This is a genomic window from Luteolibacter pohnpeiensis (genome assembly GCF_016595435.1).
Classification (GTDB): domain Bacteria; phylum Verrucomicrobiota; class Verrucomicrobiia; order Verrucomicrobiales; family Akkermansiaceae; genus Luteolibacter; species Luteolibacter pohnpeiensis.
This window is the reverse complement of sequence record NZ_JAENIJ010000007.1, coordinates 28,986-55,163: the sequence shown is the minus strand read 5'-3', so window position 1 is coordinate 55,163 and position 26,178 is coordinate 28,986. Positions and strand designations below refer to the sequence as shown.

The following is a 26,178-nucleotide window of genomic DNA, read 5'->3' as shown; positions in this document are numbered from 1 at the left end:
AGTGCGAAAACTCCAAAATCTGAAATATCCCCATCGTGGACTGGGAAATTTAGCAATCTCAGCCTAGGCCGTTGATCGAGTTTGGTAGCACGAACAAGAAGTAGGCTTATTGCCAGACCAGCTTTAGCTGGCTTCATCAAACCGCAGAAGTCTGGCGCTGTTGAAAATGACGAAGAATGCGGAAAATTCGTGTAAGCAAGCGGCGATGATGGGACTGACGAGGCCTAGGGCGGAGATGATGATGAAGAGCACGATCAGGAGAAATCCCCATAGCAGGTTTTGATTGATGATGCTCAGCGTCCTGTCGCTGAGAGCAAGGAAGTGAGACAGATGGCGTAAATCGTTACCCATGAGTGCAATGTCCGATGTTTTTATGGCAACATCACTACCCAAAGCTCCCATGGCGACTCCAAGATCTCCCGCAGCTAGTGCCGGGGCATCGTTTACCCCGTCACCGATGACCAGAACACTGCGGCCCGCTTCCTTCAGAGAGAGAACTTCTTCCAGTTTTTCTTGGGGCAAGCAAGATGCCACATAGCGGTCGAGTCCGGCGAGATCGGAGATTTCCCGAGCGACTGCTGGGCGGTCTCCGGTTAGCATGAGGCATTCTTCGATGCCGAGCTGTCGCAATGCCTCAACTGTTTCTTTGGCTTCGGTGCGTAGGGTGTCGATGAATTGAATGGATCCAAGCCAGACGCCATGTCCGGCTAGATGGAGTGCGGAGTCAGTATCTGCGGTGTCCGGGGTCTCGATGCCTCGGGAACTGAGAAATTCCCTACGGCCAATGGCGAATGGGCCGCTGTGGATGCCTTGGCCAGGGACCTCAGTGATGTCGGGCAGTTGTTGATAGGAAAGATTTCTTTCCTCGGTGGCAGTGATGATGGCTCGGGCGATTGGATGCGTCGAACCTGCTTCCAAAGAGGCTGCCAAGGTCAGCAGTTCACTTTCCGTGATGGAGGCAGAGGGATGAATCGCTGTGACGGCGAGTCGGCCAGTGGTAAGGGTGCCGGTCTTGTCAAAAACAACGGTGTCGATGCCTTGTGCAACTTCGAATGAGCGGGAACTTTTGACAAGCACTCCCATCCGGGATGCCACTGCGAGTGCTGCAACCATAGCTGCCGGACTGGCAAGGACAAAGGCACACGGCATCGCGACGATGATGACGGAGATGGCGCGCTGCACATCACGAGTGAAAAAGAGAACGAAGCCGACGAGAATGAGGACCACGGGCATGTAGTAGCGGGTGTAGTCATCAATGAGGCGCATGACAGGCGCGCGGGAAGTTTTTGCTTCTTCAACGATGGCGGCGACGTGACCCAATACCGTGTCACCGCCGGTTAGAAGAACCCGGGCATCGACCGAACCGGTGAGGTTTGTGGTTCCTGCGTAGATTCGGGTACCGGGTGCTGCATCCACTGGCAGTGATTCACCGGTGATGGAGGCTTGGTCGAGAGTGGTGTGGCCTGTCAGGATCTCCGCGTCGGCACCGACTGTGTCTCCTGGACGCAGTCGGATGGTATTACCCGGCTGCAGCAGTGAAGAGTCGACTGTTTCTTCGCTCCCGTCTTCACACACGCGTCGAGCTTTGACGCGTGTGAGTCGAGTCAGCGACTGGATGGCTTCCTCAACCCCAAGTGTGGCTCGTTCTTCAAGGATCTGCCCGATGATTAAAATGGCTGCGACAACAATGCCGGTCGCATATTGGCTGGTCGCAAAGCAGGCAAGAATGGCCAGGGCGACAAATTGGTCCATGTAGTAACGGGTGGCTTCAAACCCGTCTGACTTCAATGAGGTGAGGCTATCATAAAAAACGGGAAGAGCGGATAGGGCGAGACCAGCCATCGCCCAGAGTGAGGAGAGCTCTTGTTGATCGGGTCTCATCCACTTCAACAACAAGGAGATGAGAAAACAGACCACGCCGATGGCAACAAGCGTCGCGCGCAGGTGGATGCCGGAGAAAAGGGGGACTGCTGGCTCGGGGAGCGCTTCTACAGGTGTCGGACTTGCGGCTTGAGATTGGTTCATGGGTTGCCGGGGAGGAGGAGATCGATCGATCCACCATCCGATGGTAGAATGGTGGAGGTTTTGATTTGAGGGAACACGGCTTCAAGGGTTTCTGCCTTGAGACGAGACTCGAGGAGGAGAGGGGCAGCGGTGTGTTCGTTTGCAAGTGCTAGAAATGAAGCGGCTTCGGCACTGGCACGGGAGAGCAGCTGGCTTGCGGCTGCCTCCGCATCGCTACGCAGACGATAGGAGTCTGATTTCGCACGGGGAATGACGCGGGCACGATACGTCCTGGCGTTTTCCACGAGAGTTCGTGACTCCACTCGGGCACTGGTAACTTCGGCAAAAGCAGCAACTGTTGCTTCAGGCGGTGTGAGCGTATTCACCTCAAACGCAACCAGAGTGACACCGAGTTTGAGTGCATCGAGCCGCTCCTGAGCGAGTGTCAGAACTTTTGTACGGAAGGATTCCATTCCGGCCCCGAGTGCATCATCGACGGACATTCCTGCGAGAACGCGGGTGGCTGCATCGAAGAAGGAGGCGTCGATGAACTTGGCGGCATCGGCTGTTGACGAGTGACTCAACCAAGAAATCGGGTCGGTGATGCGATAGCGGGCAATGAAGCGAGCCTGGACCAAATTGACGTCACCGGTAAGCGTGTAGCCACGGGTGTAGGGGTGAAGCCCAGGACCCGGCGGGATGGGGAAATCTGCTGCCGCAGCCATATCGGAATTCATAGTCGCGGTGCTTACCCCGCTGATGATCATTCCGGGCCGAAGTGGGGCTGACGGCATGCCACCGGCTGATATTACCACACTCTCTTCATCAGGTGCCCAAGCCCGAAGGAAAACTTCATGCTGGGTGCGCGTGGGTATCCGGACCACGCGGTCAATAGGCTCTGGAAGAGCAAAAAGCAGACCCGGGGGATGAACGTCTGGAATTAGACGCCCGAAGCGATAAATGACGGCGTCTTCATGCGGGGCGACGCGGGTGATCCCGGAGCAGAAATAAAACACGCCCAAGCCCGCGAGCAGCCAGCGAAGCAATCCAATGGTGGAGGCAAAGGCACTGAAGAGAGCGTGTCCGGAGCGGACACGGGCATTACGGCGGCGTTGTGACATGGGACTTCAGCGATTCGGATTTGAATCGTCACTTCCGGACTGCTCGGGGGTGACAGGGAGAGGGCTGGATTTGAGCAGGTCAAACGGGGAGGTGTCGGTATCGAGAATCAGCGTGGTGTTGGATTGAGTGACTTTGCGCAAGGACTCGAGTTCGCGGGTAAACCGGTAGAAATCTGGGTATTTTGCATGGGCTTCAGCGTATATGTGTGCGGCTTCGGCCTCAGCTTTACCTCGGGTCTCCTCGGCAAGTTTTGCAGCCTCAGCGAGCAAAACGGTTTTTTCGGCATCGGTTCTGGCTCGGAGTTCTTCTGCTTCCTGGCGACCTTCTGCGCGATACTTGGCAGCATATTGACCACGTTCAGCACGCATGCGATCGAACACGTAGGTGGTGTTTGCTTCCGGGAGGGCGATGCGTTGGAACCCGGATTGTTCGATGACGATCCCGAAAGCATCGAGCGCTTGCGGAGCGATCATGTTCGTCAAACGAGTTTCGATCTCGGTAAGCTTAAGGTTGCCTGGATCGGTGGCGACGAGTTGCTGGAAATCATAGCCACCCAACAAGGCGTTTCGTGCTGAGGTTGCGAGTGAGTCGAGCTTGGAGGGGGCGGCTTCCGGTGTGCCGAGCGCTTGGAGAAATTTTAAAGGATCTTCGATTCTCCAAGCGATGAAGACTGGTAGAATGACATTGCGTTTGTCGCGGGTGAGAGCTTCGGACACACGCGTGTCGTAAAATCGAAGCCTGCGGTCGAATCGAGTGACATGATCGATGGGCCATGGATATTTCAGATGCAACCCAGGCGTAGTGAAAGTTCGGACAGGAGACCCGAAACGTGTCAGCACAGCACATTCATTTGATGAAACCTGAAAGCCGCACATGACGAAACCGAGAAACGCGGCAACGGCTAGCGCGATGAGAATTCGGACTAAAGTTTGCAAACGGGACATGGAAAATAAAGTTAGGGTTTCGCTGCTGCTCGTTTAGAAGTAACGGTTCGCTTAATCACCGGATTCGCTGGACGGATTACAGGAGCCGGAATGTTGGAATTTCTCCCTGTGGTCGTAGGCGCTAGGGCACTGGTATTTCCAAAAAGGAAGGTGCTGTGTTGATGAACCCCAGCTGGGAGTAGATAGAGCTGGTGGATACCACTTAATGCATTTTCAATAGCCTCCAATCGGAGCCGGGTGGCGTAAACTTCCGGCTGTTCTTGCCAGACTGCCGCGGGGGCAAGAAATCTGGAAGACTCACCCTCGGCCCGCGCAACCCGTTCCTCGGCCAATGCTTGCGAGGTAATCGTCGCTTGGAGAGCGCTGATGTGAGCCTCGGAAAGGTTGGTGACCGAGGCCGTATGCGCTTGGTCGATCAGTGATAGCCGCTGTTCCTCCGCGCTGACCACGTCCTGGTAAGCGGGGGCAACTTCAACCGGGGGATGAACATCTTTGAACCCCACAAAGACAATTTCTATTCCCAACCCCAGGCGATCCACCTCGGTTTGCAGTCTCGCCTTGAGTAAGGAAGCAACTTCCTCACGTCGGGAAGTCATCAAATCGAAAGCGGAATAAGCAGGAGTCAGGCGGAGGAGTTCGTGGTATCCAAGTGTTGTAAGAGCGGTGCGTGGATCGCCGCCTGTCGTCAAATAGGACACGGCATCGCGGATGCGATAGTGAACCGGGACGTTGACCGTAAGAAGTTCCTCGCCACCTCCGACGAGTAGATTTTGTTCTCCCTCGAAATGCTTTTCTGCCCACAGAATGGGGCCGGAGAGATCACGTTCGAAGCCGAGCGAAATCTCTTCGATTTTACCGGTGACAACAGGTGTAACTTGGCCCCACGGCCAAGGAGCATGGAAATGGAGACCGGGTTTTAGAGGCAGTGGCTGGAAGAATCCGTTGGTAGATAGCACTCCCTGGCTATCGACGGCAATGCGGGTAACGCCGGTGCCTGCCCACAATCCGAGAATGGTTAGTAGGATAAGAGGAGCCGCCAGCTTCTTCGCCAAATGGATAAGCCAGGTGTCGCCCAACTTTACGCCGAATGCGCTTTCCATACTTGCGGAAAGGGATGCTAGCGGTCCCGCTTGACCAAACAATGAGGGTAAGACTAAACCATGACCAAATATAGCTGCCCGCCGCAAGCGTTTCGGGAGATACAGGCGGGCAATCGCTCGAACAATTTCTTCCGTGATCAGGATGAAAGTTAGTGCGCCAAAAAGGATTTCAGCCTGGCGGATCCAGAGCTTTTGAAAAAACAACAGAGCGACGATTACTACGATCGCCACCGCTAGGGCAGCCGCTGCCAATCGGGCGAGTGGAACCAGAGTATCGAGGGCGATATGCGGGGATTCTTTTCTACTATGTGAACCGTAAGTTGCCAGAAAGTGCAATATGAAGGTGATCACCGCCAGAACGACGGCGATGAGTTTCAGTCGTTCGTCCGATACTCCAGCGATAATGCCCCATCTGGGGAAATAGAATCGTCCAGGAACTGCCACCACCGCGATGGTCCCCAATGCAAGAAGTAGAGGTCGTAAACGAAAGCGTAATGGGGGAATCAAACTGGATATCGCAACCAAACTGATCCAGCCCAACAGCATCGCCAGGGTGCGGAAAAAGGCCAGCCCGGCGGATTGTGCTAGATACTCCCCGCCAATGGCGCAGGCAGTGAATGCGATGGCATAACAGCTGAGCAACGCTCGGGGTGGAGAAGATGATTCCATGAACGGTGATTCTACTCAGAAGACGAGCTTGGCGGAAATTGAGAAACGTGCAGCTTACACAATTTCCGCCAAATCGAGATCCGTCGGTGACAACGACATCAAGGCGTTGTCACACGCAGGCGGGCGAAGAAGCGGGTGTCTGTGGCAGGGATGGTCACGGTTACGTGATTCAATCCTTCTGTTTCAGTTTCCTCGGTGACGATGCTCACGCCGTTGGTGCCGTCGGTAGCCGTGGTCCACTCGGTCAATTCCGTGGAGTATTCGATATTCCAGCTGGTGCTTCCCGTTTCGCTAACCACGTAGAATGAATAGACCAGAACGTTGGAGCCATCTACCGTTTGGAATTCACTGGCGGGTTGGATGCTTGAGTCAGGAGTGGTTGGGTCTCCGCCAAGCAGAAACTCCAAAATATTGGGGATGCCATCACTATCGTGATCGTCCGTTGCGGATTCACTACTAATTTCGTAGTAATTAAGAAAGGTTGTGAATGGCTGGTTGACACTCAATAAGGCGCTGTCACTCGTGTCTGTTCCCGCCGAATTGGAAACAATAACGTAGTAGCTTCCCGCATCCGCCAGGGCAACTGAATCAATGCTGTAAGTTTCACTGTTGGCACCTGAGATGGTGGATTCACCTTTGTACCACTGATAGGTTAACGGAGATGTGCCATCTGCAACCACGGTAAAATCAACTGAATCCCCGATGTCGACCGTTGCCGAATCCGGATCATCAGTAATGGTCGGAGCAGTGCTGGCTGCATTGACTGTTAGCGTGACCGTTTCGCTGGTATCAGATCCGGCAGTGTTGGACACGATGCAATAGTAGCTCCCAGCGTCAGCAGTGGTGGTGCTGGAAATCGTGTAGGTGTCGCTCGTTGCATCGGTGATGGCTCCACTGTCGACTTCATACCACTGATAGGTGAGTGGAGAAGTTCCAGTGGCGACGACGGAAAAAGTGGCGCTTTCGCCCTCTGTCACGGTTACCGATGTGGGTTCAGTGGTAATCGTAGGTGCGGTAGTCGAAGGGGTATAGTTGATGACGAGCTGGCGGTCTTCAACCAGTTGCCCTGTGTAGGTTTCGTTGTCCCAGGTGATCGTCCCGCTGGTAGGAGTGTAAACGCAGCGGGCGAGTCCTGATGATCCATAAGTTGATTTTAAACTAGATACCACGTTGTCACTGGGAGTGGCCGTTACCTCGTCTGACGGCATCAACTGCGAAGTCACATACTCGGTTCCGTTCACCCGGACCTTGAGGTGAAAATGCCGGATTCGGCCGGTATAAAGTCCGGGTTTGATGGTTAGGAAAGACCAAGCACCTGAAGAATCGGTGGTGCAGGTGCCATAACCTTGGAAATTTTTATCCCGATTTGCATAGTTATTGGTGCTGCTGGAAGAGGATGAATACCAATATATCCCTCCATTGTCAGCCTCCCAAAGCTCAATCAGAGCGCCGGAGATCGCTGTGCCTGATGTATTCACCAAAGTGCCAGAGAGCTTGGTGACCGTCCCGGTGGCTTGCGAGCTGGTGGAATAGATGTGGATCAGATCATTATCCGTTCCCTCGGTGGTTTGCAGGTGCGGCGCGTAATTCGAGCTGCTCGAGTTCAGCACGGTGTTTTGCGAACTCATGGTGTAGTAAGGCCCTTCGGTGGTGGAGGGGGTCTCATCGAGCGCTGAGGCGTTCCCCACCAAAACCAATGAGACAATGGACGCCAGATAGGATCTAGCGAAAATCGCGGATTTCATTTTAGTTTTTTGATGTTTTCGGGGGAGCGGAAACAGTCTGTCGATGTTTATGGGGCTTTATTCGAAAGCATGCAATCGTGAAATTGTGAAGAAATGGTAAGAGAGTTATCTGCGGTGGAGAACCGAAAATTCGATGCGCGCTCCTCGCGCTCTAATTCCGCATTCAATCCCGGACGCTGAGGATGGTCAGAAATTCAATTCTCCAAAAGATTCCGAGAATTTCGATTTCAAATCCGCCCGGTCCGCGCCAAAGTAGTGGCGGTCATGATTACACTCACACCCAAAGCCGCCGCCGAGTTGGGCACGATGCTGCAAGCGCGTGCAAAATCTCCGCAATCCGGTCTCCGTCTTGCCGTCCGCCGAGGAGGCTGCGCTGGTTGGCAGTATGAGATGCAAGTTGCTGATCCTGAAAACGGTGATGTGGTGGTGGAAGAGGGAGCGGCTCGCGTAATCGTAGCGGCAGATAGCATTTCAAAGTTGGAAGGCTGCGAAATCGATTTTTCCGATGATCTCACCGATGCGGGTTTCAAAATTAACAACCCTCAAGCTGCCCGTTCTTGTGGATGCGGAACTTCCTTCGAGGTGGCGAATGAACCACCAGGCGCTCACGCTGTCCCGGATGGTGAAGCCTGCGGAACTCCCTGAACCTCATTTTCCGAACTAAGTGCCACGCCCAGTCGAGGAACCCGCACCGAAACGTCCGCCATACTTCTGGTGGTTGCTTGCGAACGCGCTCGCTTTGTGCTTTGCCGTGATCTCCTGGGAAGCATGCCTTACGGTTTTCAAAAATCCAGAACGGCCGACGAACTATAAAATCCTGAAGAGGCTGGGCCGCCTTCCTGAACTGGAAAATTACAATTCCTTGAAAGCACCGGCGGCTCCCGCACTGCCTCCCAAGGAGCTGTATCGAAAGTATTTTGGTGTCGAGAATGATCAGTTGGGGCGGATGAACTCCCTGTTGCTCCGGAATTACATCACCAATTTCGAGCGGCCGCTGATGCTCACCTATATCGAGGGGAATTACCGAATCAATCGGCTGAAAGTTTTATCGAAGTCGGATTTCCTGAATAAGGGCATCGCCGTGCAAGCGCAGGCCATGGTCAAGCCGGATGATTTTACCGCGCCTGCCCCTTATCCTGTGTGGATTGAGTATCTATTTCCCACGGACGACGCGAATGCGGTGAACACGCTCAAGCCCGGGGACTTGATGGAAATTCAAAAAATTCCCAACTGCGCTGCCGTGATCCACGTCGCGAAAGTCGTTGAGAATGATGAGCCAGCTTTGCTTCTCACTGTCATTCCGATCGTCTACGGACCTTATAAAGTCGGGAAATATAGCGAGTTTCTGATCAATCCTCCTACCGAACTCGATCCTTCAGCTGGATTCCCGGTGTTCAAAGAGTGAGGAACCATCAATCAATTCCGAACCACTGCGAAGGCTCATCCTGGCGGGCGCAGTGGAGTTGAGTTAGCCCGTGCCCAAGCCCGTCCAGGCACTCCCGCAGGTGACGCAGAACCACTTCAGGGGAATTGCAGTCCGAGCTAAGATGCCCCAACACCACACGGACGAGTCCCGGGTGCGCGATTTCCTGAATCAGATCGCGGACCTGAGCATTGGAGAGATGCCCATGGCGGGAGCTGATGCGTTGTTTGATGGACCAGGGGCGTTTGGTATCGGCCTCAAGTAAATCGTCGTCGTAATTGGCTTCGACAAACAGGGAGTTCAATCCCTTCAGCTGAGCGGACATGCTGCGCGTGACGAACCCGGCATCCGAAAGCAAACCAAGGCGTCGTTCGCGGTGGCCGATGACGAAGCCGACTGGATCGACTGCATCGTGCTGGATGGCGAAGGACTCAATGACCGCGTCGCCGATGGCAAATGGGTTTCCGGCTTCGAACAATTTCCAGGTTCCTCCTGCAATCCCGGTTTCCTTGACCACCCGGGCTGTCGCAGGGGTTGCGTAAACCGGGACCTGGAATTGCTTTAGGAAAACCCTCAGTCCGCGCACGTGATCGCCGTGCTCGTGAGTTAGTAAAATGCCGTCCAGCTGGCTCGGTTCGAGGCCAAGCAGCCGGATTCTGGTGCTCAACTGCTTCGCGCTGAGCCCGGCGTCCACCATTAGCCGCAGATCACCACATTCGATGATCGCGGCATTGCCGCCACTACCACTGCCCAGCACCGCAAATCGCATCACGGCGGCAGGTTGAGGAGGGGACGATGGGGAATCAAGAGTTGGATTGGAAATCGAGACCGAGCTCACAAGCAGCGGTTTTTGATCTCCTCGGTGATTTCGGTGATGAACTGGTCCACGCTCATGGTGGCGAGTTCCTCGCGATCCCGATGGCGCACGGAAACCGTGCCTTCCTCGACTTCGCGGGCGCCCAGCACCAGCATGTAAGGCACGCGCTCAAGCCGGGTGTTGCGGATCTTGGCGCCGATCTTGTCCGGGGAGCGGTCGATTGCGACGCGCACGCCAGCATTGGCGAGTTTGGCGACGATTTCCTCCGCTGCTTCGAGAGTCTTATCGGAAATTGGCAACACGCGGACCTGTTCCGGAGCCAGCCAGGTCGGGAATTTTCCTTCGAAATGCTCGATCAACAGACCGGTGAAGCGTTCCAGCGATCCGAATGGAGCGCGGTGGATCATCACCGGGCGATGCTGTGCGTTGTCGGTTCCGATGTAGCTGAGATTGAATCGCTCAGGGAGCACGTAATCGACCTGGACCGTGCCGAGTTGCCAATCGCGACCGATCACATCCTTGACCACGAAATCGATTTTCGGACCGTAGAACGCAGCTTCGCCGGCTTCTTCGGTGAATGGCACATCCAGGGTTGCCGCAGCGGCGCGGCAGGCGGCCTCCGCTTGATCCCATTTTTCGGGATCGCCGGTGAATTTGCTGTCGTCCGGATCGCGCAGACCGACCCGTACCCGGTAGTCATGCATGCCGAGAGTCGTCAGCACGGTTTTCACGAGGCTAAGGCAGCCGATCAGTTCCTTGGCAACCTGGTCCGGGGTGCAGAACAAGTGGGCATCATCCTGGGTGAAACCGCGGACGCGGGTCATGCCGCCAAGTTCGCCGGATTGTTCCCAGCGGTAAACCGTGCCGAATTCGGCGAGGCGCACCGGAAGATCCCGATAGGAGCGATGCTCGCTGGCGAAGATCTTGATGTGATGCGGGCAGTTCATCGGCTTGAGCATGTAGCCCTCGTAGGTGCCCTCGTTCAGTCCGTTCACCAGCGTTGCGCAGCTGGTGTCCTCATCGGCCAGTTTTTCCAAAATATCGCGCTCAGGAATCGGCGGATACTGGCTTTCCTGGTAATACGGGAAGTGGCCGCTGGTGCGGTAAAGATCGAGCTTGCCGATGTGTGGGGTGAACACTTGGGAATAGCCCTGCTTGTCGAGTTCCTGCGTGATGAAATCCTGCAGGGCGCGGCGAACCAAGGCACCTTTCGGCTTCCACAAAATCAGTCCCTGACCGACAGCTTCGTCGATGTGGAAAAGATGAAGCTCGCGGCCGAGGCGGCGGTGATCACGCTTTTTCGCTTCCTCCAGGCGGACCAGGTGTTGGTCCAGCTCTTCCTTGGTCGGGAATGCCGTGCCGTAGAGACGCTGGAGTTGTCCTTTGGACTCATCGCCCATGTAGAATGACGACGAAACGCTCATCAATTTGGAGTGTTTGGTTTTCGCAGTGGAGCCGACGTGCGGGCCCGCGCAAAGGTCGATAAAATCGCCATTTTGGAAGCAGGAGATTTCTTCGCCTTCCGGGATTTTATCGATCAGATCCAGCTTGAATTTGCTGGGATTTCCGGGGCGCTCGGACAAGCCGCCAAGCCGACCGCTTTCGGCCAGAGCCTTCGCTTCTTCGCGGCTGATGACTTTGCGTTCAAAGCGTTGGTTTTCCTTCGCCACCTTGCGCATTTCCGCTTCGATTTTCTCGAAGTCATCCGGGGTGATCCGGTGCTTCATGTCGAAATCGTAGTAAAAGCCGTTTTCGAGCGGCGGGCCGTAAGCAAATTGCGCATCCGGCCACAGGCGGAGGATCGCGGTCGCCATGACGTGAGCGGTGGAGTGGCGGAGCCGCTCCAGGTCAGTCATTTGTTGGCGTTCGTCGAGAGTTTTGCGTTCGGACATGAGAAAAATGGGATGGGTTGGAAGCGGGGAAGCGCTGGATGCGAATTAGTGATCCAGCAGGGCGAATTTCAGTTCGGCTTCGGAAACGATTTCGCCGTTTACGAGGCAGCGGCAACGGGTTTGGCCGATGGAGCCACGGATTTTCAGGGTTTCAGCCTCGATGAAGAGGGTGTCGCCAGGGAGGACCGGGCGGCGCCATTTCACTTTATCCGCGCTCATGAAGTAGCCGATCTTGCCGGCGTTTTCTGGGATGCGCAGCATCAGGATCGAGGAAACCTGAGCCATGGCCTCCAGCTGCAACACTCCCGGCATGATCGGATGGCCCGGGAAGTGGCCGATGAAGTAAGGCTCGTTGATGGTGACGTTCTTGATGCAGATGCACTTGGTATCGCCCTCGATGCCGACGATGCGGTCGACCATGAGGAACGGATAACGGTGAGGCAGGATCTTGAGAACATCGTTGATGTTGAGAACGCTTTCGCCTTTCGGGATGGCCATCGGGGCAGGAACCATGGCGCGCATCCGGTTGTATTCGGATTTGAGCTGGGCTGCCATTTTGGTGTTCGGGCCGTGACCGGGTTTGATTGCGATCACGTGACCGAGGAAGCGTTTTCCTGAAAGCATCAGATCGCCGATGAGATCCAGGGCCTTGTGGCGTGCGAACTCATTGGTGAACCGCATTGGCTCTTTGGAAAGGACTTCGCCACCGCGGATGACGACTGCGCTTTCGATCGATCCGCCTTTGATCAGGCCCTTCTCAAGCAACGGCTTGACGTCTTCGTAGTAAACGAAGGTCCGGGCTGCCGCGATTTCCTTTTCGTAGGTTTCCGGGGTGACGATGGTGGAGAAATATTGGGTAAAGCGACCCTCGGGGCCGACGTTCGTGACCGAAACGCGGAAGGTTTTGCTCGGGACGATGGTGATCAAGGTGCCATCACCGGTTTCCATGTGGATCGGCTCGCGAATTTCCCAGGTTTTGCGCAATTCCTTTTGCGCGACGATTCCGGCGGACTTGATGAGCTCGACAAACGGACGGGAGGAGCCATCGCCGATCGGCGGCTCGTTCGCATCCATTTCAATGATCGCATTGTCGATGCCCATGCCGGTGAGGGCGGAAAGAACGTGCTCGACCGTGTGAACCTTCACCGAACCTTCCGCCAGTGTGGTCGCGCGCTCCACCGTTTGGACTTTGTCCGCATCTGCGGAAATGAACGGTTGGTCAGGCAGGTCGATGCGGCGGAACTTGAATCCGTGGCCTTCAGGGGCAGGCTTGAGGGTCAGGGTGACTTTGGCTCCAGTGTGGAGGGAAGTGCCTTCGAGAGTGGCTGAGCCTGCGAGTGTATGCTGGAGGTCGGCGGACATGGGAGGCGCAGCTTCTAAGGTCTGTCAAAAAGATTCAAGTGGAATGCTGCCCGGTTTTCTGCTAATGCGCGGATCTTGCGAAATCTGCCAGCATTCGATCTGGCGGCTTGATTCGTTGGGAGTTTCGGCCTGTGGTTTGTAGTCATGATAAGACTCGGCTGTTTGATCTTTTCCGCCTGTTTGCTTCCACTGGCTGCCAAAGAGCTGGTTCCGGTCCCGTCCGGACTGTCCGATTACGCCCTGGATGTTGCTCCTGAAACCTCGAAGTTGCTGCTGAAAAAAGGCGATCTGCTGGCGATCTGCGGCGATTCCATCACCGAGCAACGCCGTTATTCGGTGCTCATGGAAACTTACATCGCCGCTTGTTTGCCTGAGCTGCAAATCCGCTGCCGCCAGTATGGCTGGAGCGGCGAGAAGGCAGATGGATTTCTCGGCCGGATGAAAAGCGATGTCCTGCGCTTCAAGCCGGACGTCGCCACCACTTGCTACGGCATGAATGATTTCAGATATGTGGCTTATCAGGATGACATCGCCGCTGAATACCGGAAAAACCAAGAGTCGGTGGTCAAGATGTTCAAGGATGCTGGCTGCAAAGTCGTTTTGGGATCGCCTGGCATCATCGATTCCGTGCCGCCGTGGGTGAAAAACTCAGTCGTTACCCAAAAAGAACTGAATCTGAGCTTGAGCCGATTCCGCAACATCGACGTCGACATTGCCGGGGAGGAACAAGTTCCGTTTGCGGACGTTTACACCCCGATGTTGCTGGCGGATTACACCGCGAAGACCAAAATCAGTCCTGATTTCAAAACTTCCGGCAACGATGGCGTTCACCCGGATTGGGCTGGGCACGTGGTCATGGCTTACGCGTTTCTGAAGGGCCTCGGTTTCGATGGAAATCTCGGCACCATCACCTATGACGATTCCAAAGGAACTGCGACCGCAACGGGTGGCCACGAAGTGCTCTCCACAACCGATGGCAAAATCACCCTGCGCAGCAACAAGCTGGCGTTTTGCCCCGGGCCTGGTCCGTTGGATAAGTTTGACTCGATCCAAACCGGCATGGAATTAGTGGCGTTTGATGACGATTTGAACCGCTTTATCCTGCAAATCCCGTCACCCAAAGCCGCCAGCTATCAGGTCACCTGGGGCGACCAGACCAAAAGCTTCAGCGCAGCTGAAATGAAGTCAGGGATCAATCTGCCGAAGGAATTTGATGCCAATCCGATGGTTGGTCCGTTTAACAAAATCGAGGAAGCGGTAGCCCGGAAACAGGCTTACGAAACCCGCCAGATCAAGGATCTTGCTCACGGTCCTGAAGGCTCGGCAGATATCGATGAGACCTTTGACTTGAGCGAAAAAGCACGTGCTCCGCTGGCTGATCAAGTCGCCAAGGCATTCCGGCCGCTTGAGCACACCATCACGATCGTTGCAGGATCGTAATTTCAGCACCCCAAAATTCCCCTCAAGTTGAGAACGCTGCGATTGGTATTCGGGGCTCTGTTGATCCTCACGGTTTCCCTGCAGGCCCATGTGGTCAGCCAGTTGTATGGCGAATGGGTTCCGCAAAAAGAGGGTTCCTGGGAAATGCGTATCCAGTTTGAGGCGGGATACGCGGCACCAGAGATTCGTGACGACCCGAAAGCGATGGCGCCCAGCCGGTCCTGGCTGGTTGGCTTGGGCGAGGCCCGGTGGAGTGAAATGCGCAAGGAGGCAGAGCGTTATTTGCGTGAGTCCTTGGAAATTCGCTCCGCTGGCCAGAAGGTGGATTGGCAGGTGTCGTTTCCTGATTTTGAGAAATCGCCACCGGATTTTCCGATTTTGTTGAATGACGGTGCCTATTTCATGACCGTGATTCGTCCGACCCGCATGCCGGAAGGATCGGTGGAATTGACCTGGAACAAGGGAACGCAGCCGACCTTGATTTTGGATTTCCCGGGCGATGAGGATGATTATCTGACGCTTGACCCCGGCGATACGAAAGTCATTCACATCGATCAACCGCAGAAGACGGAGAAGCGCGGAGCTCTGCTAACGTCCTTCCTGCAGGGATATCATCACGTGATTCCGGAAGGTTGGGATCACGTTTTGTTTGTGCTTGGACTATTTTTTTACCGCAGAAAATTGCGCCCGCTTCTCGGACAATCGCTGGCATTTACTGCGGCTCATACCGTGACACTCGGGCTAGCTGCGGCTGGGATTGTGAAAATTTCCGGCAATTGGGTGGAGCCAGCAATTGCGGTCAGCATTGTCGCAGTTGCCTTGGAAAATGTGTTCCGGGGCAGGGAAGACGGCCCGGAGAAAAAAGTTCGCCTGCTGGTGGTTTTTGGCTTCGGGCTGATACACGGCCTGGGCTTCGCCGGTGCGCTTTCAACCTGGCTGAAACCAGGCCAAGGATTTTTGCCGTCGCTGCTGCTCGCTAACCTCGGCGTGGAGGCTGCCCAGGCGACCTTGTTGATCACCGCATGGATTCTCACCATCCGGTGGTGGAAAAGCAAAGCATACCACTACGCCCGGATCGGGATTTGCATCGGCATCTCACTCATCGGCTGCTACTGGACCTTGCAGCGGGTCGGATTGATTCCCTAAGAAAATCTCAATCCGTCTCTGGTGCCGGCTTGAAGGTGAACTTGATGCCCTTTTTGCTCCAGGCACGGGTGATATCGTCTTCAAGTTGTTTGTAAGTTCTACCATCTAACAGAACTGCCAATGCATCCTCGCCTTCCTTGCCGCTGCGGAGGGCTTTCAGGAATGCCTTGATCCGTTTGGCATCGCCATCACCATCCATTTGGAAGAAGTAAGTGGCCATGAGCATTCCCGTGCCATAGCTGAGCTGTGGCGTGGATAGGAATTCCGGATAAGTCTGCATCATGTAGGTTTTCATGTCCGGGAGAGTGATGTCCTCGCCGAGCGCTCTGCCGCTGACATCATCACTGCCGTAAGCGGTGGCCGTTTGGATGATGCTCTTGAGGTTGAAGCGAACATCGAACGATCCATTCCGGTAGGGAGTGTTTGCCACATATTCGGCAAGCCCTTCTGTGAACCATCCCAAGGATCCCGGAGCATCATAAGGTTCCGGTGTTAATTGGTGCGTCAGTTCGTGGCAGAGCGTTGAGTTATCCTTGCTGCGATCCAGCATGTAACTGCTGCCCACAGGTTTAACTCCCAGGCTTTCTAAAGGCACCATTACCAGTCCCAATCTCGGCATGAAAACACCAGCGCTGCTCGGTGGGGCTCCGGCTTTGACATAGTCCTTTTTGTGCTCGAATAACAGGATCTTATTTTTGCCTGTTGTCGGGTGCCCGCCATTCAGACCGATCGGCAACATCGTGCAGTAAAGATTCGTCGCTTCGAACATCACGGCAAATCCTTTCACGACCGATTGGGAGAGCCTAACATCGCAGACGTATTGATAGTTTTGGCTCTCATACACGAAACGCTTGGCATCGGCATCTTCCTCAACCACCTGGATTTCCGGGTCTTCTTTGAAATTCACCCTTTCCGGCCACGGACTGTCAAAGTTGACGGGTTCCGTGGTGACAACCTCTTTGCCATCCGAAGTGTCGGCGGCTTCTCCGTTTTCCGGTTGTTCAATGTGCAGATTTTGAACGTATTTCTGATCCTCGGCAGATAACTTTTCGAGTGGGTAGGGTACTTCCCGACCATTTGCCAATTTTAGGATCACGTTGCTACCGTCCAAACGCACAAGTGTAGCCTCAACTTTGCGGTCTTGGGAATCCGTCCAAGTCCGAGGCTCAGCGGCCAAAACGAGAGAACAGGAAAGAAGCAGAAGGATAATAGGCCGCATGACGCGGCTGTCATTAGAAGGAATCTTTAAAACTGTCCAGCAATCCTGAAGTATATCGGCAAAATCATAAAACTTGCATTTGCCGTGGCTTCGATTATGTAGCGCGCGTCCGGTGACTTTTTGACCGGTCGGAAGCCTGGTGGTTTCCATCCTTTTTCTGTCTTCATCGATGAGAGATAGTCCAGGATTTCTCCTACTCTCATCGACACCGCCAGCCACCGAAACCGGACGGGCAGGCCCAAAATTGAATGACTCCAGACTCCTTCGAGGCGTTGCCACTGGCTGCGCCCCTTCAGCGCGTTCTACTCGAACTCGAATACCATACGCCATCGCCAATCCAGGCCCAGGCGATCCCATTACTCCTGCAAGGCCGCGATCTTCTCGGCTGCGCTCAGACCGGCACCGGCAAAACCGCAAGCTTTGCATTGCCCATCCTGAACGCACTGCACGAAAAGCCGACCCGGCTGAAGCCGAAATGCCCACGTGCCTTGGTGCTTACTCCGACGCGTGAGCTGGCAGGTCAGGTCGGCAAAAGCTTCGCGACCTACGGCAAATACGTCAAATTCCGCCAAACCCTCGTCTACGGTGGTGTTGGCCAGGTTCCCCAGGTCAATGCGCTGCGCAGCGGTGTGGATGTTCTGGTAGCAACTCCAGGACGCCTTCTGGACTTGGTGGATCAACGGCATCTCGACCTCTCACAAGTCGAATTTTTCGTGCTGGATGAGGTCGATCGCATGTTGGACATGGGCTTTTTACGCGATGTGAAGCGTGTGGTCAGCCTGATCTCCCCTCGTCGGCAATCGCTCTTTTTCTCGGCGACGCTTGCTCCGAACATCGTTCAGTTGGCCGAGACTATCTTGCACAATCCAGCTTCGGTGACGATTGCTCCTGAGTCGACCACGGCCGAGCGGATTGAACAACAAGTCTGCTTTGTGAATCGCGAAAGCAAACGGCCACTTCTTGAGAAACTCCTGAAAAGACAGGATCAATCGGACAGCCAGAAGCTCACCATCATTTTCTCCCGCACCAAGCACGGCGCGAACAAGCTTGCCAAGAGTTTGTGTGCAGCCGGATTTCCTGCGGATGCCATCCATGGAAACAAGTCTCAGGCGCAGCGCGAAAAAGCTCTGGAACGCTTCAAAAAAGGAATTGTCCCGACCTTGGTTGCTACCGACGTCGCCGCACGCGGTGTGGACGTGAAAGAAGTGGGCCTCGTGGTCAATTTCGACCTTCCAAACGAACCAGAAGCCTACGTGCATCGCATCGGCCGGACTGGCCGTGCAGGAGCGGATGGCAGTGCGGTATCGTTCTGCACCGAAGACGAATTGGAATATCTGCGTGAAATCGAAAAAGTGATCCGCATGCAGGTTCCGACCTGGGAAGATCATGGCTGGCACAATGCTGAACTCGCTGAGAAGCACCTGCGCGAAAAAAATCTGCGCTCCCGCAGCAACCATCAGCCTAAATCCGGCGGAAACGGCGGGGGAGGTCGTCGCAACCGGCGCCGCCGCCCTGCGAGAACCCGCTAAGGATCAACGAAACCGTGGTCGCCCGAAATAGCCCCTTTGTCCAGGGATGAAGGGGGTTAAGGACGGCCGCGGAACCATCCGGTAATGCTGGCCCGGGTTTTCTTGGCCGGCAGCACTTCATGCCAGAAGTCGCCCGATAAGAAGCACACCATGGTGCCCAATCGGGGCTCGATCAGCTCAAAAGGACCATCTTCACAACCAGGTGTGGTGCGGATTTTCAGCTCACCACCATCGCCTGGCTGCCAGTCCGGATTGAGATAAAGGATGACGGTCATCAGCCGGTCCATCGACAGCCGGTGCCGATCCAGATGGGGTTTGTAAAATGCCCCTTCAGGATAAATGGCGAAGTGTCCTTCAAAATCGAGCAGGCCGAGAAACAGCGATTGGTTGATGTCCTGGCGCAAGCGATCCAGGCGCTTGAGGTAGGCGTTCTGGCAGTTGGTGATTTCACTTTCCTGAAGCCACATCACGTGATCCTTCCGCACGTCCTCACGGATTTTCAGATCTTTTCCACGACCAACCCCCGCGCGACGGAATTCGCCTTCTTGCCATGCGGCACGCACCTCATCGCTCAGGCCGTGGGATTCAGCACTGGAAAGATAATCGCGGGTCACCGACCAGCCTTGCCGGTGAATGTCATCAATAATAGGGCGATGATTGCTCACGGCGGCGTTCTGATCGTTGAAGAGCGCAGAATCTGCTGCTCGGAATCACGCTGGACGAGAAAAAAATTCGCAGATTTTCGCATGACCGCGAGGTGCATGGAAACCGCGTAAAACCGTCGATGGCGTCTGAATTAATCGCTGAGTTTTCAGAAGATCACTTGCCTAACAACGGATCTTGAACGAGGAGTGATTCCGCTATGAAGAGATACCTGAACTTTCCCTTGTGCGGACTTACCGCGATCGCAATTGCTGCCAGCATGACCTCCGTCAATGCCCAGGAAAAAACGGAAACGACCGGCAAAATGGAGCACATGCACATGCCTGCCGAGCCTACCAAGCTCATCGCCGTCATCCACGGACTGGGTGACAGCAAAGTCAAAGGCACCGTGGTTTTCGAAAAAGTCGAAGGCGGCGTTAAAGTCACCGCTGAAATCGGCGGATTGAATCCGAATCAAAAGCACGCCATCCACGTTCACGAATTTGGCGATCTCGGCTCGGAAGACGGCACCAGCGCTGGTGGCCACTTCAATCCGGAAGGTCACGACCACGCGATGCCAGACAAGGAAATGCGTCACGCTGGTGATTTGGGCAACCTTGATGCCGACGCCAATGGTGTAGCGAAGAAAACCATCGTCGTCGATAACATCACTCTGGGTCACGGCAAGGACGGCATTCTTGGTCGTGCCGTGATCGTTCACGCCAAGGAAGATGATGGCGGCCAACCAACAGGAAACGCCGGTGCCCGCATTGGAGCTGGTGTGATTGGAATCTCCAAAGATTCCAAATAACAAATTTTGATAGATGCTGGAAAGCCCGTCCAGAATCTGGACGGGCTTTTTTTGTAAGGTGTTTTCAGTATCACCCGTTCATTCAGCAGATGGGCAGATGCATGGCTCACCTGCCAGTTCGATATCGATGGTGACATGCTTGAATTCCGGCTCGAGCCGGTTGCGCACCAACTGCTTGGTTTGAACAATTTGTTCGCGAGTCGCCGTTTCATTCATCACCAAATGAATCGAGAGAACATGGCTCTCGCCATCCAGTGACCAACCATGGATGTGGTGCGACGATTCAACATTTGGCAGCGCATGGATTTCTGCTTCGAAAGCCTTCAGATCAAAGCTCTCCGGAGTGCTTTGAAGAAACACCACCATGACTTTCTTGAGATTCCTCGCCACGTTCCAAAGCACAAACAGGGACAACGCAATGGAGAGCAGCGGATCAATGATCGGAACATCCCAAATGGACATCGCCGCTGCTCCTAACAGAACCGCGAACCACCCAAGGGTGTCTTCTAACAAGTGCCAACTAACGATCCGTTCGGTTAGCGAGGAGGCACCTTTCATCCGCAGAACCGCCGCGCCGTTGAAAACAATCCCGACTACAGCTAGCGCAATCATGCCAGGGGCATTGACGCTTTCAGGATGGAATAAGCGGGTGGTTGCCTTCCACAGAACGACCGCCAGACCTGCTACCAGAAAGAGACCGGTGATCAAACCGCCGAGAAGCCGGTAACGTTTGAATCCGTAGGTGTGGCGACTGGTTCGTCCCTTCTTGGATAGATGCTCGAAATACCAGGCTAATCCAAGTGACGCGGAATCGCCGAGGTCATGGAGCGCATCGGTGATGATGGCGATGCTGTTGGTCCAGATGCCGCCGAAAATTTCGAGAATGGTAAAGGCGACATTGAGAAAAAAGGCGACCTTCAGATTATCCGAACTCGCGTGATCATGCCCATGGAGATGCCCTGCATGGGAGTGGGAATGATCGTGAGACATGAGCGTGGCGACTGGAGATTTATGCCGTGGCCTGGCACCAAGCCATGGCTTCGGAACGTTGAGACAACTCAAAGTATTTCACCTCGGCCGAAGTAAATGGTTTCATCAATTTGGTCATCCAGTCATGCCAGGTTTTCTCCCCGACTATGGCAATTTTGGAAAAATCATTCATGTGCTCCAAACCGAAGCCAGCGTCGGTTCCAAGCCCGCCAGGCGTCCAGCCGTCGAATTGATCCATCTCCCAGTAAAGCTGCACCTTGCCATGGAGTTTGATGGCTTCGGAGATGACGGGGAGGAATGCTTTGTAATCTTCTTTGTCTAACTTTCCGGAGAGACGTAGTGCGATCAGTGAGCCTTTGGTTTCTGGTAAAATCTGATACATGGCTATCGATGGGTTGTTCTGTTAGCGAATCAAACACACCATCGCGCGCAATCGAGTCAGGTCAAACGGCAGATCCCATTTTTGCTTCAGCTGAAGTCCTCAGAGAAAATTCGGACGGCGCGTTCATGCCCGTAAATGATCAGCAAGTCATTCTCTTTGAAAATGAAATCCGGTGTTGGGATTTCATCGATCGCCGTCGGCTCGACATCCTCACCTTTTCCATGCGGGCGCCGAACTGTGATGAGATTCAAGTGATGCTTTTGGCGCAAGTTCACATCCCGCAGAGCTTTGCCGATGAACGAAGCAGGAACCTTCAGCTCGGCGATCGCGTGCGTGTCATCGACACTGAAATGTCGGATCAAGCTTTGGTTATCGAGACGCCGCGCGAACTGCGCTGCAGCGAGAGATTCCACTTGAATCGTGCCTTCGACACCTGCCATTTCTAACAGATGGCTGTGAAGGTCGTTCACGATTCGAACGAAGAGCTTGTGCTGTCCGGAACGAACGAGGCAGGTCGTGACCAGAACGCTGGATTCGAAATGTTTGCCAATCGCTACCACCACCATGTCGAGAGAGGTGAGTCCCAACTCATCGATAACAGTTAGATTCGAAGCATCGGCCACGACGGCGAGGGTGGCATGATTCTTCACCTTTTCGACCGCAGCTTCCGAAATATCAACTGCGACGACTTCATGTCCGAGTTCGGACAATTCGATGACTAGATTGCGCCCGAAATTACCCAGGCCGATGACTCCATATTTCATAATAACTTCAGTTCAGAGGAAGCCGTGCTTCCGGATATTGGAAGTGCCGCGGGCGTGGACGCCCCGCCATGGTCAGAGCAAAAGTAAGGATACCGATCCGACCCACCAACATGGTGAGAATGATCACGCATTTTGAAAAAGGTACTAGATCCGCCGTGATGCCACGGCTGACTCCGACAGTGGCGAATGCACTCACGCATTCGAACAATACATCGTCCAATTTGAATTCAGGATTCGCGAGGCTGACCGCCGTCGTGGAGGCCAGAATCCAAAGCAGCGATAGCACCAAAGTCACGTGACATCGATCCAGAACATCGCGGGAAATTCTCCTGCCGAACACATTCACATCACTACGGCCTAACAGAATCCGCCGCAGTTCCAGCATGCCCAATGCAAAGGTGGTCGTCTTCAGGCCGCCTGCAGTACCTCCCGGGCTTCCACCAATCACCATCAGGAAACACATGAAGATGACCGAAGGGATCGAAAGCTGGCTCAAATCTGACACATTGAAGCCTGCAGTTCTAGCCGTCACGCTGTTGAATAGGGCGACCCATGGGTGTCCGTATCCACCTTCGAATTCCAGCAACCAGAAACCGAGCATGCCGAACACCACCAGTAAAGCCGTGGTTACCAGCACCAGTTTCGAATGCACCGGCACCCAAACATACGGTCGCCGCCGTCTCATCATCGAGGTGATTTTTCGCAGGACCGGTGCAAAGGTAAGCCCTGGCAATTGTCCGGTAACGACGAAGCCCAATCCACCGACGATGATCAAGATCATGATGATCGATTGAATGCCATACGATTCCCTCGCCGCACTGTCCATCAGGCCGGTGGAGAAGGTCGAAAAGCCGGCATTGCAGAACGCGGAAATCGAATGGAACGAGGCATGCCATAAACCGTGTTCAAGATCGCGCCATTGATAGTAAAGCCCTGCGGCTCCAATCCCCTCGATCAACAACGTGGTTAGCACAATTGTTCTAACAAAGTGGGTCACGGCCCGCACGTTTGTCGTCGAAAACATCTCATTGAGGAACACCCTGTCGCGCAGGGAAATGCCCTGGCCACTCATCAACGCGATGAAATAGGCGAGGGTCATTACGCCAAGTCCGCCGACTTGGATCAGGCCAAGGATGATGCCTTGGCCCGCCAGAGTGAAATCCAGAGCGGTGTCCTTGACGATCAATCCAGTCACACACACCGCGCTGGTGGAAGTAAACAGCGCATCGAGCCAACTGATTCCGGTATTCGTTGCGTTCGGAGTTTTCAGCAATCCAGTGCCAATCAAGATAACGACGACAAAGCTCCCGACGACCAACATGCCGGGCGGAATTTTTTTGAACCACTCGCTGCGGGTCAGGTCTAACAATCGCAGCAAGCCCGGGACCACCAACGTAAGTTGGCTCGCGGTGAGTAATGTAAGTCCTACTCCGCGAACTGCGAATTCTTCCTGCTGATGCCAAAATCCCCAACGCCGGGAGAGGTAGATTTGAATGATCGCAAAGACAGGGACCACGATGAAAATGATCGCGCGTCGCCACTTTTTGCGTTCCTCGCGGATGGTGATCAGTCGATAGAGTTCCATCACCACGACCGCGACTGCGAGGACCAGTGAAATGATCGTCGCGATTTTGCGATCACCTGAAGTGAGTGGCCATCCGATTTCCCAAACGAGGAGCGCGGCTGCTCCGGTTCCGAGCAGGAATGCCACAAAATCCAAAATCAGAGGATGGCCCTCTGCATCATCCGTGCTCAGTCTCAAGGGCGCTATGCTATCCACGCCGCCCGCTGATCGTCAAGACCAGCCAGAGGGGCTGAATTCAGGTAAAGTCGCTCATGGATGGAAAGAAATCGCGCAACAAACAATCTGCGGTAATCTATCGATGTGAACTCCACCCATCGCTTTCAACAGCTGGCACCTGATCTCTGGATGAAATCATTTCCGCTGAAAATACTGGGCATGGATATTCAGCGAAATGTTGCCGTCCTGAGGCTGAAGAATGATCAGTTGGTGATTCATTCTACGGCACCATTCAGCGAGCAGGATATACAGGATATTACCAGTTTGGGCAATCCGACTTGGTTGGTCGACGCGCTTCTCCGGCATTCCACGTTTGCTCGAGAGGGTGTGAAAGCGTTTCCCGATGCTCGGTATTTGGCTCCTCCTGGATTTGATCAAGAGGCAGAGGTGACGACGGAGAATTTACTCCAACCACCTGCGGAATGGAGTGGGGAGATCGAAGTTTTATCCATCGATGGTGCCCCCGATTTTGGAGAGATTGTGATGCTTCATGTCGCTTCGAAAACCTTGGTGGTTTGCGATCTCATCATCAATTTCCCGCATGAGAGCAGCTGGATTCAAAAGCAATTTCTCAAGCTAGGCTCGGTCGGCGGCAAATCCCATCCGGGAATGACAAAACCATTTCAGAATGCCATTCAGGATCGGGCAGCTTTTATCCAATCGATCCGTAAATTGTTAGAGTGGGATTTCGATCGCATCATCATCGGCCATGGAGATCGAATCGAGTCCAATGGAAAACGACTTCTTGCCAAAGTCTTCATGGATGCCGGATATCCTGTGCAGTGATTGAGAAAAGACGCGTCTTGTTTATTTGCTCCCGCAATCGATTGCGGAGTCCGACTGCCGAAGCGATTTTTTCGAATCATCCGGAAGTAGAAGTGGATTCAGCCGGATTGAGCAAAGATGCCGAAGTGCCGCTATCGAGGGAACAGCTGGAGTGGGCGGATTTGATTCTGGTGATGGAAAAAATTCACCGATCCCGACTGAACCGGAACTTTGGAAAATATCTGCGCGGCAAAAAAATCGCGGTGCTCAATATACCCGATCAATACGACTTCATGGAGCCAGCGCTGATCGACTTGTTGGAAAAGCGCTGTGCCAACCACTTCTAACCGATGGCCATTGCGGTTGTTCGATCGTTCTCAGCAGGTGGCGAGTAGCGATTCCTCCCAGTCTTTCCAGACAGGATCAAGCTTCTTTGACTTCAACATTGCAGCGACTTCAGCAGGGCTGCGGGTATCGGTGATTTTGAATTGCTCGGTCGCACGCTCGCAGCCGGATTTCTGTTCCAGTTCGACCCGGCGGCCTTTGACTGTGAGGTGCACATCGTCGTGGCCGGCGCCGGTGTATCCGCCAGGTTCGGTGCGCGCACCGGCTGACATCTGGGTGATTCCAAGCGTGGAAACTGCATCGCGCAGTGCCGCGGGTTCACGAGTCGAAAGGACGATTCCAACCTGAGGAAATAGAATTCGGAACGCGGTGATCAATCTAACAAACGCAGCATCCGGGAGGAACAATGCCGGATCCGTTTCGTATTGATAGTTTCCTGCGTAAGGGCGCATGCGTGGGAACGCCACTGTGAACTGCGCCTTCCAGCAGTGCTTGTAGAGATACTCAAGGTGTGCTGCCAGAGCGAGGGCTTCATGCTTCCAATTGGCGAGGCCGAACAGGGCGCCGATTCCGATCCTCCGAAATCCACCCATGTAAGCACGTTCGGGGCAATCCAGGCGCCAGTTGAATTTCTTTTTCGGCCCGGCAGTATGGAGGATCTCGTAGGTCTCCCGGTGATAACTTTCCTGATAGACCACCAGACCTTCAGCGCCGTGGTTTACGATATCAGCATACTGATCGTCCTCCATCGGCCCGACTTCCAGACCAAGCGTCGGGATGAATGACTTCAAGGCATCAAGGCAGTCCTGAAGGTAACCCTCGGAAACAAATTTCGGGTGCTCGCCTGCCACCAACAAAATATTTCGAAACCCCAGCCCGTGCAGATGCTTTGCTTCTTGCACCACCTGATCGATTGTGAGCGTGGTTCGAAGGATGCCAGCATCTCGGGAAAATCCACAATAAGAGCAATTGTTCACGCACTCGTTTGAGACATACAGCGGCGCGAAAAGTCGCATCGTGTTGCCAAAATGGCGGCGGGTGAGTTGCTGGCTTTTCCGCGCCATTTCTTCCAAAGGAGGAGCGGTTTCATCCGAAATCATGCGCGACAACCGCCGCATGAGAGGTGTCGGATTTGACATGAGCTGCGGGAAAACTTCCGAAAATGACATCGCGGGCGAACCATGCGGGTGCATCGATTCGGAATCAAGGGGAACCTATCGCTTGGCTTTCGTGGCGATGATTTCCATCAACCCAAGCCACGTCCTG

The 26,178-nt window shown here is 54.4% G+C and carries 23 protein-coding genes; 8 read left to right on the top strand and 15 right to left on the bottom strand.

The window, feature by feature from the left end; translation table 11 throughout:
- Window positions 1–123: 123 nt before the first annotated feature.
- The 5 genes from JIN85_RS06215 to JIN85_RS06195 form a co-directional block, all read right to left on the bottom strand.
- Complete coding sequence (locus JIN85_RS06215; RefSeq protein ID WP_200268722.1) at window positions 124–2,025, bottom strand: heavy metal translocating P-type ATPase; 1,902 nt, start codon at window positions 2,023–2,025, stop codon at window positions 124–126.
- Window positions 2,022–3,125, bottom strand: coding sequence for a protease modulator HflK (gene hflK, locus JIN85_RS06210; protein WP_200268721.1), 1,104 nt, complete (start codon window positions 3,123–3,125; stop codon window positions 2,022–2,024). Before hflK (JIN85_RS06210) ends, JIN85_RS06215 begins: the two co-directional genes overlap by 4 nt.
- 6 nt (window positions 3,126–3,131) lie before the next feature.
- The gene (gene hflC / locus JIN85_RS06205; protein WP_200268719.1) at window positions 3,132–4,070 is read right to left on the bottom strand and encodes a protease modulator HflC; all 939 of its coding nucleotides are present in this window, start codon (window positions 4,068–4,070) and stop codon (window positions 3,132–3,134) included.
- A gap of 11 nt (window positions 4,071–4,081) precedes the next feature.
- Window positions 4,082–5,839 carry a protease modulator HflK gene (gene hflK, locus JIN85_RS06200; protein ID WP_200268717.1) on the bottom strand — a complete coding sequence of 586 codons (1,758 nt, stop codon included), beginning with the start codon at window positions 5,837–5,839 and terminating at the stop codon, window positions 4,082–4,084.
- 98 nt (window positions 5,840–5,937) lie between these two features.
- Entirely contained in the window at window positions 5,938–7,584 is a 1,647-nt protein-coding gene (locus JIN85_RS06195; protein ID WP_200268715.1) for an immunoglobulin domain-containing protein, read from the bottom strand.
- A 264-nt stretch (window positions 7,585–7,848) separates the two neighbouring features.
- On the opposite strand from JIN85_RS06195, the gene JIN85_RS06190 reads away from it, so the two are divergent.
- Window positions 7,849–8,229, top strand: a complete 381-nt coding sequence (locus tag JIN85_RS06190) for a HesB/IscA family protein (RefSeq protein ID WP_200268713.1) — start codon at window positions 7,849–7,851, stop codon at window positions 8,227–8,229.
- 19 nt (window positions 8,230–8,248) lie between these two features.
- Window positions 8,249–8,989, top strand: a complete 741-nt coding sequence (locus tag JIN85_RS06185) for a hypothetical protein (RefSeq protein ID WP_200268711.1) — start codon at window positions 8,249–8,251, stop codon at window positions 8,987–8,989.
- A gap of 7 nt (window positions 8,990–8,996) precedes the next feature.
- Here JIN85_RS06185 and JIN85_RS06180 read toward each other — a convergent pair whose 3' ends face one another.
- The 3 genes from JIN85_RS06180 to JIN85_RS06170 are packed head-to-tail and all read right to left on the bottom strand — an operon-like array spanning window position 8,997 to window position 13,078.
- Complete coding sequence (locus JIN85_RS06180; RefSeq protein WP_200268709.1) at window positions 8,997–9,845, bottom strand: MBL fold metallo-hydrolase; 849 nt, start codon at window positions 9,843–9,845, stop codon at window positions 8,997–8,999.
- A complete protein-coding gene (gene thrS / locus JIN85_RS06175) occupies window positions 9,842–11,716 on the bottom strand; it encodes a threonine--tRNA ligase (RefSeq protein WP_200268707.1) in 1,875 nt (624 codons plus the stop codon). The genes JIN85_RS06180 and thrS overlap by 4 nt, the downstream gene beginning before the upstream one ends.
- Window positions 11,717–11,761: 45 nt before the next feature.
- Complete coding sequence (locus JIN85_RS06170; protein ID WP_200268705.1) at window positions 11,762–13,078, bottom strand: bifunctional UDP-3-O-[3-hydroxymyristoyl] N-acetylglucosamine deacetylase/3-hydroxyacyl-ACP dehydratase; 1,317 nt, start codon at window positions 13,076–13,078, stop codon at window positions 11,762–11,764.
- 144 nt (window positions 13,079–13,222) lie between these two features.
- Between JIN85_RS06170 and JIN85_RS06165 the strand changes: the two genes are divergently transcribed.
- Together JIN85_RS06165 and JIN85_RS06160 are read left to right on the top strand one after the other, a co-directional pair.
- Window positions 13,223–14,518, top strand: a complete 1,296-nt coding sequence (locus JIN85_RS06165) for an SGNH/GDSL hydrolase family protein (RefSeq protein ID WP_200268703.1) — start codon at window positions 13,223–13,225, stop codon at window positions 14,516–14,518.
- 27 nt (window positions 14,519–14,545) lie between these two features.
- A complete protein-coding gene (locus tag JIN85_RS06160; protein WP_200268701.1) occupies window positions 14,546–15,664 on the top strand; it encodes a HupE/UreJ family protein in 1,119 nt (372 codons plus the stop codon).
- A 7-nt stretch (window positions 15,665–15,671) separates the two neighbouring features.
- Here the strand turns inward: JIN85_RS06160 and JIN85_RS06155 are convergent, their stop codons facing one another.
- Window positions 15,672–16,883: an SHD1 domain-containing protein gene (locus JIN85_RS06155; RefSeq protein ID WP_200268699.1), complete on the bottom strand. Its 1,212-nt coding sequence runs from the start codon at window positions 16,881–16,883 to the stop codon at window positions 15,672–15,674.
- Between the two features lie 248 nt (window positions 16,884–17,131).
- On the opposite strand from JIN85_RS06155, the gene JIN85_RS06150 reads away from it, so the two are divergent.
- The gene (locus JIN85_RS06150; protein ID WP_200268698.1) at window positions 17,132–18,412 is read left to right on the top strand and encodes a DEAD/DEAH box helicase; all 1,281 of its coding nucleotides are present in this window, start codon (window positions 17,132–17,134) and stop codon (window positions 18,410–18,412) included.
- Window positions 18,413–18,468: 56 nt separating this feature from the next.
- Here JIN85_RS06150 and JIN85_RS06145 read toward each other — a convergent pair whose 3' ends face one another.
- Window positions 18,469–19,077 (bottom strand): 2OG-Fe(II) oxygenase, encoded by a 609-nt coding sequence (locus JIN85_RS06145; RefSeq protein WP_200268696.1) that lies wholly within the window; start codon window positions 19,075–19,077, stop codon window positions 18,469–18,471.
- Window positions 19,078–19,274: 197 nt separating this feature from the next.
- Here JIN85_RS06145 and JIN85_RS06140 point away from each other — a divergent pair, with 197 nt between their 5' ends.
- On the top strand, window positions 19,275–19,865 hold the full coding sequence (locus tag JIN85_RS06140; protein ID WP_200268694.1) for a superoxide dismutase family protein: 591 nt from the start codon (window positions 19,275–19,277) through the stop codon (window positions 19,863–19,865).
- Between the two features lie 78 nt (window positions 19,866–19,943).
- On the opposite strand, the gene JIN85_RS06135 is transcribed toward JIN85_RS06140, so the two are convergent.
- The 4 genes from JIN85_RS06135 to JIN85_RS06120 form a co-directional block, all read right to left on the bottom strand.
- Window positions 19,944–20,855 (bottom strand): cation diffusion facilitator family transporter, encoded by a 912-nt coding sequence (locus JIN85_RS06135; RefSeq protein WP_200268692.1) that lies wholly within the window; start codon window positions 20,853–20,855, stop codon window positions 19,944–19,946.
- A gap of 19 nt (window positions 20,856–20,874) precedes the next feature.
- Entirely contained in the window at window positions 20,875–21,237 is a 363-nt protein-coding gene (locus tag JIN85_RS06130; RefSeq protein WP_200268690.1) for a SpoIIAA family protein, read from the bottom strand.
- An 86-nt stretch (window positions 21,238–21,323) separates the two neighbouring features.
- Window positions 21,324–22,001, bottom strand: a complete 678-nt coding sequence (locus JIN85_RS06125; protein ID WP_200268689.1) for a potassium channel family protein — start codon at window positions 21,999–22,001, stop codon at window positions 21,324–21,326.
- A gap of 7 nt (window positions 22,002–22,008) precedes the next feature.
- A complete protein-coding gene (locus tag JIN85_RS06120; RefSeq protein ID WP_200268687.1) occupies window positions 22,009–23,781 on the bottom strand; it encodes a potassium transporter TrkG in 1,773 nt (590 codons plus the stop codon).
- 180 nt (window positions 23,782–23,961) lie between these two features.
- Here JIN85_RS06120 and JIN85_RS06115 point away from each other — a divergent pair, with 180 nt between their 5' ends.
- Together JIN85_RS06115 and JIN85_RS06110 are read left to right on the top strand one after the other, a co-directional pair.
- The gene (locus JIN85_RS06115) at window positions 23,962–24,588 is read left to right on the top strand and encodes a hypothetical protein (RefSeq protein ID WP_200268685.1); all 627 of its coding nucleotides are present in this window, start codon (window positions 23,962–23,964) and stop codon (window positions 24,586–24,588) included.
- A complete protein-coding gene (locus tag JIN85_RS06110; protein ID WP_325108488.1) occupies window positions 24,585–24,914 on the top strand; it encodes a low molecular weight protein tyrosine phosphatase family protein in 330 nt (109 codons plus the stop codon). Before JIN85_RS06115 ends, JIN85_RS06110 begins: the two co-directional genes overlap by 4 nt.
- Window positions 24,915–24,944: 30 nt before the next feature.
- Here the strand turns inward: JIN85_RS06110 and thiH are convergent, their stop codons facing one another.
- On the bottom strand, window positions 24,945–26,051 hold the full coding sequence (gene thiH, locus JIN85_RS06105; RefSeq protein WP_234047273.1) for a 2-iminoacetate synthase ThiH: 1,107 nt from the start codon (window positions 26,049–26,051) through the stop codon (window positions 24,945–24,947).
- Between the last annotated feature and the right edge of the window lie 127 nt (window positions 26,052–26,178).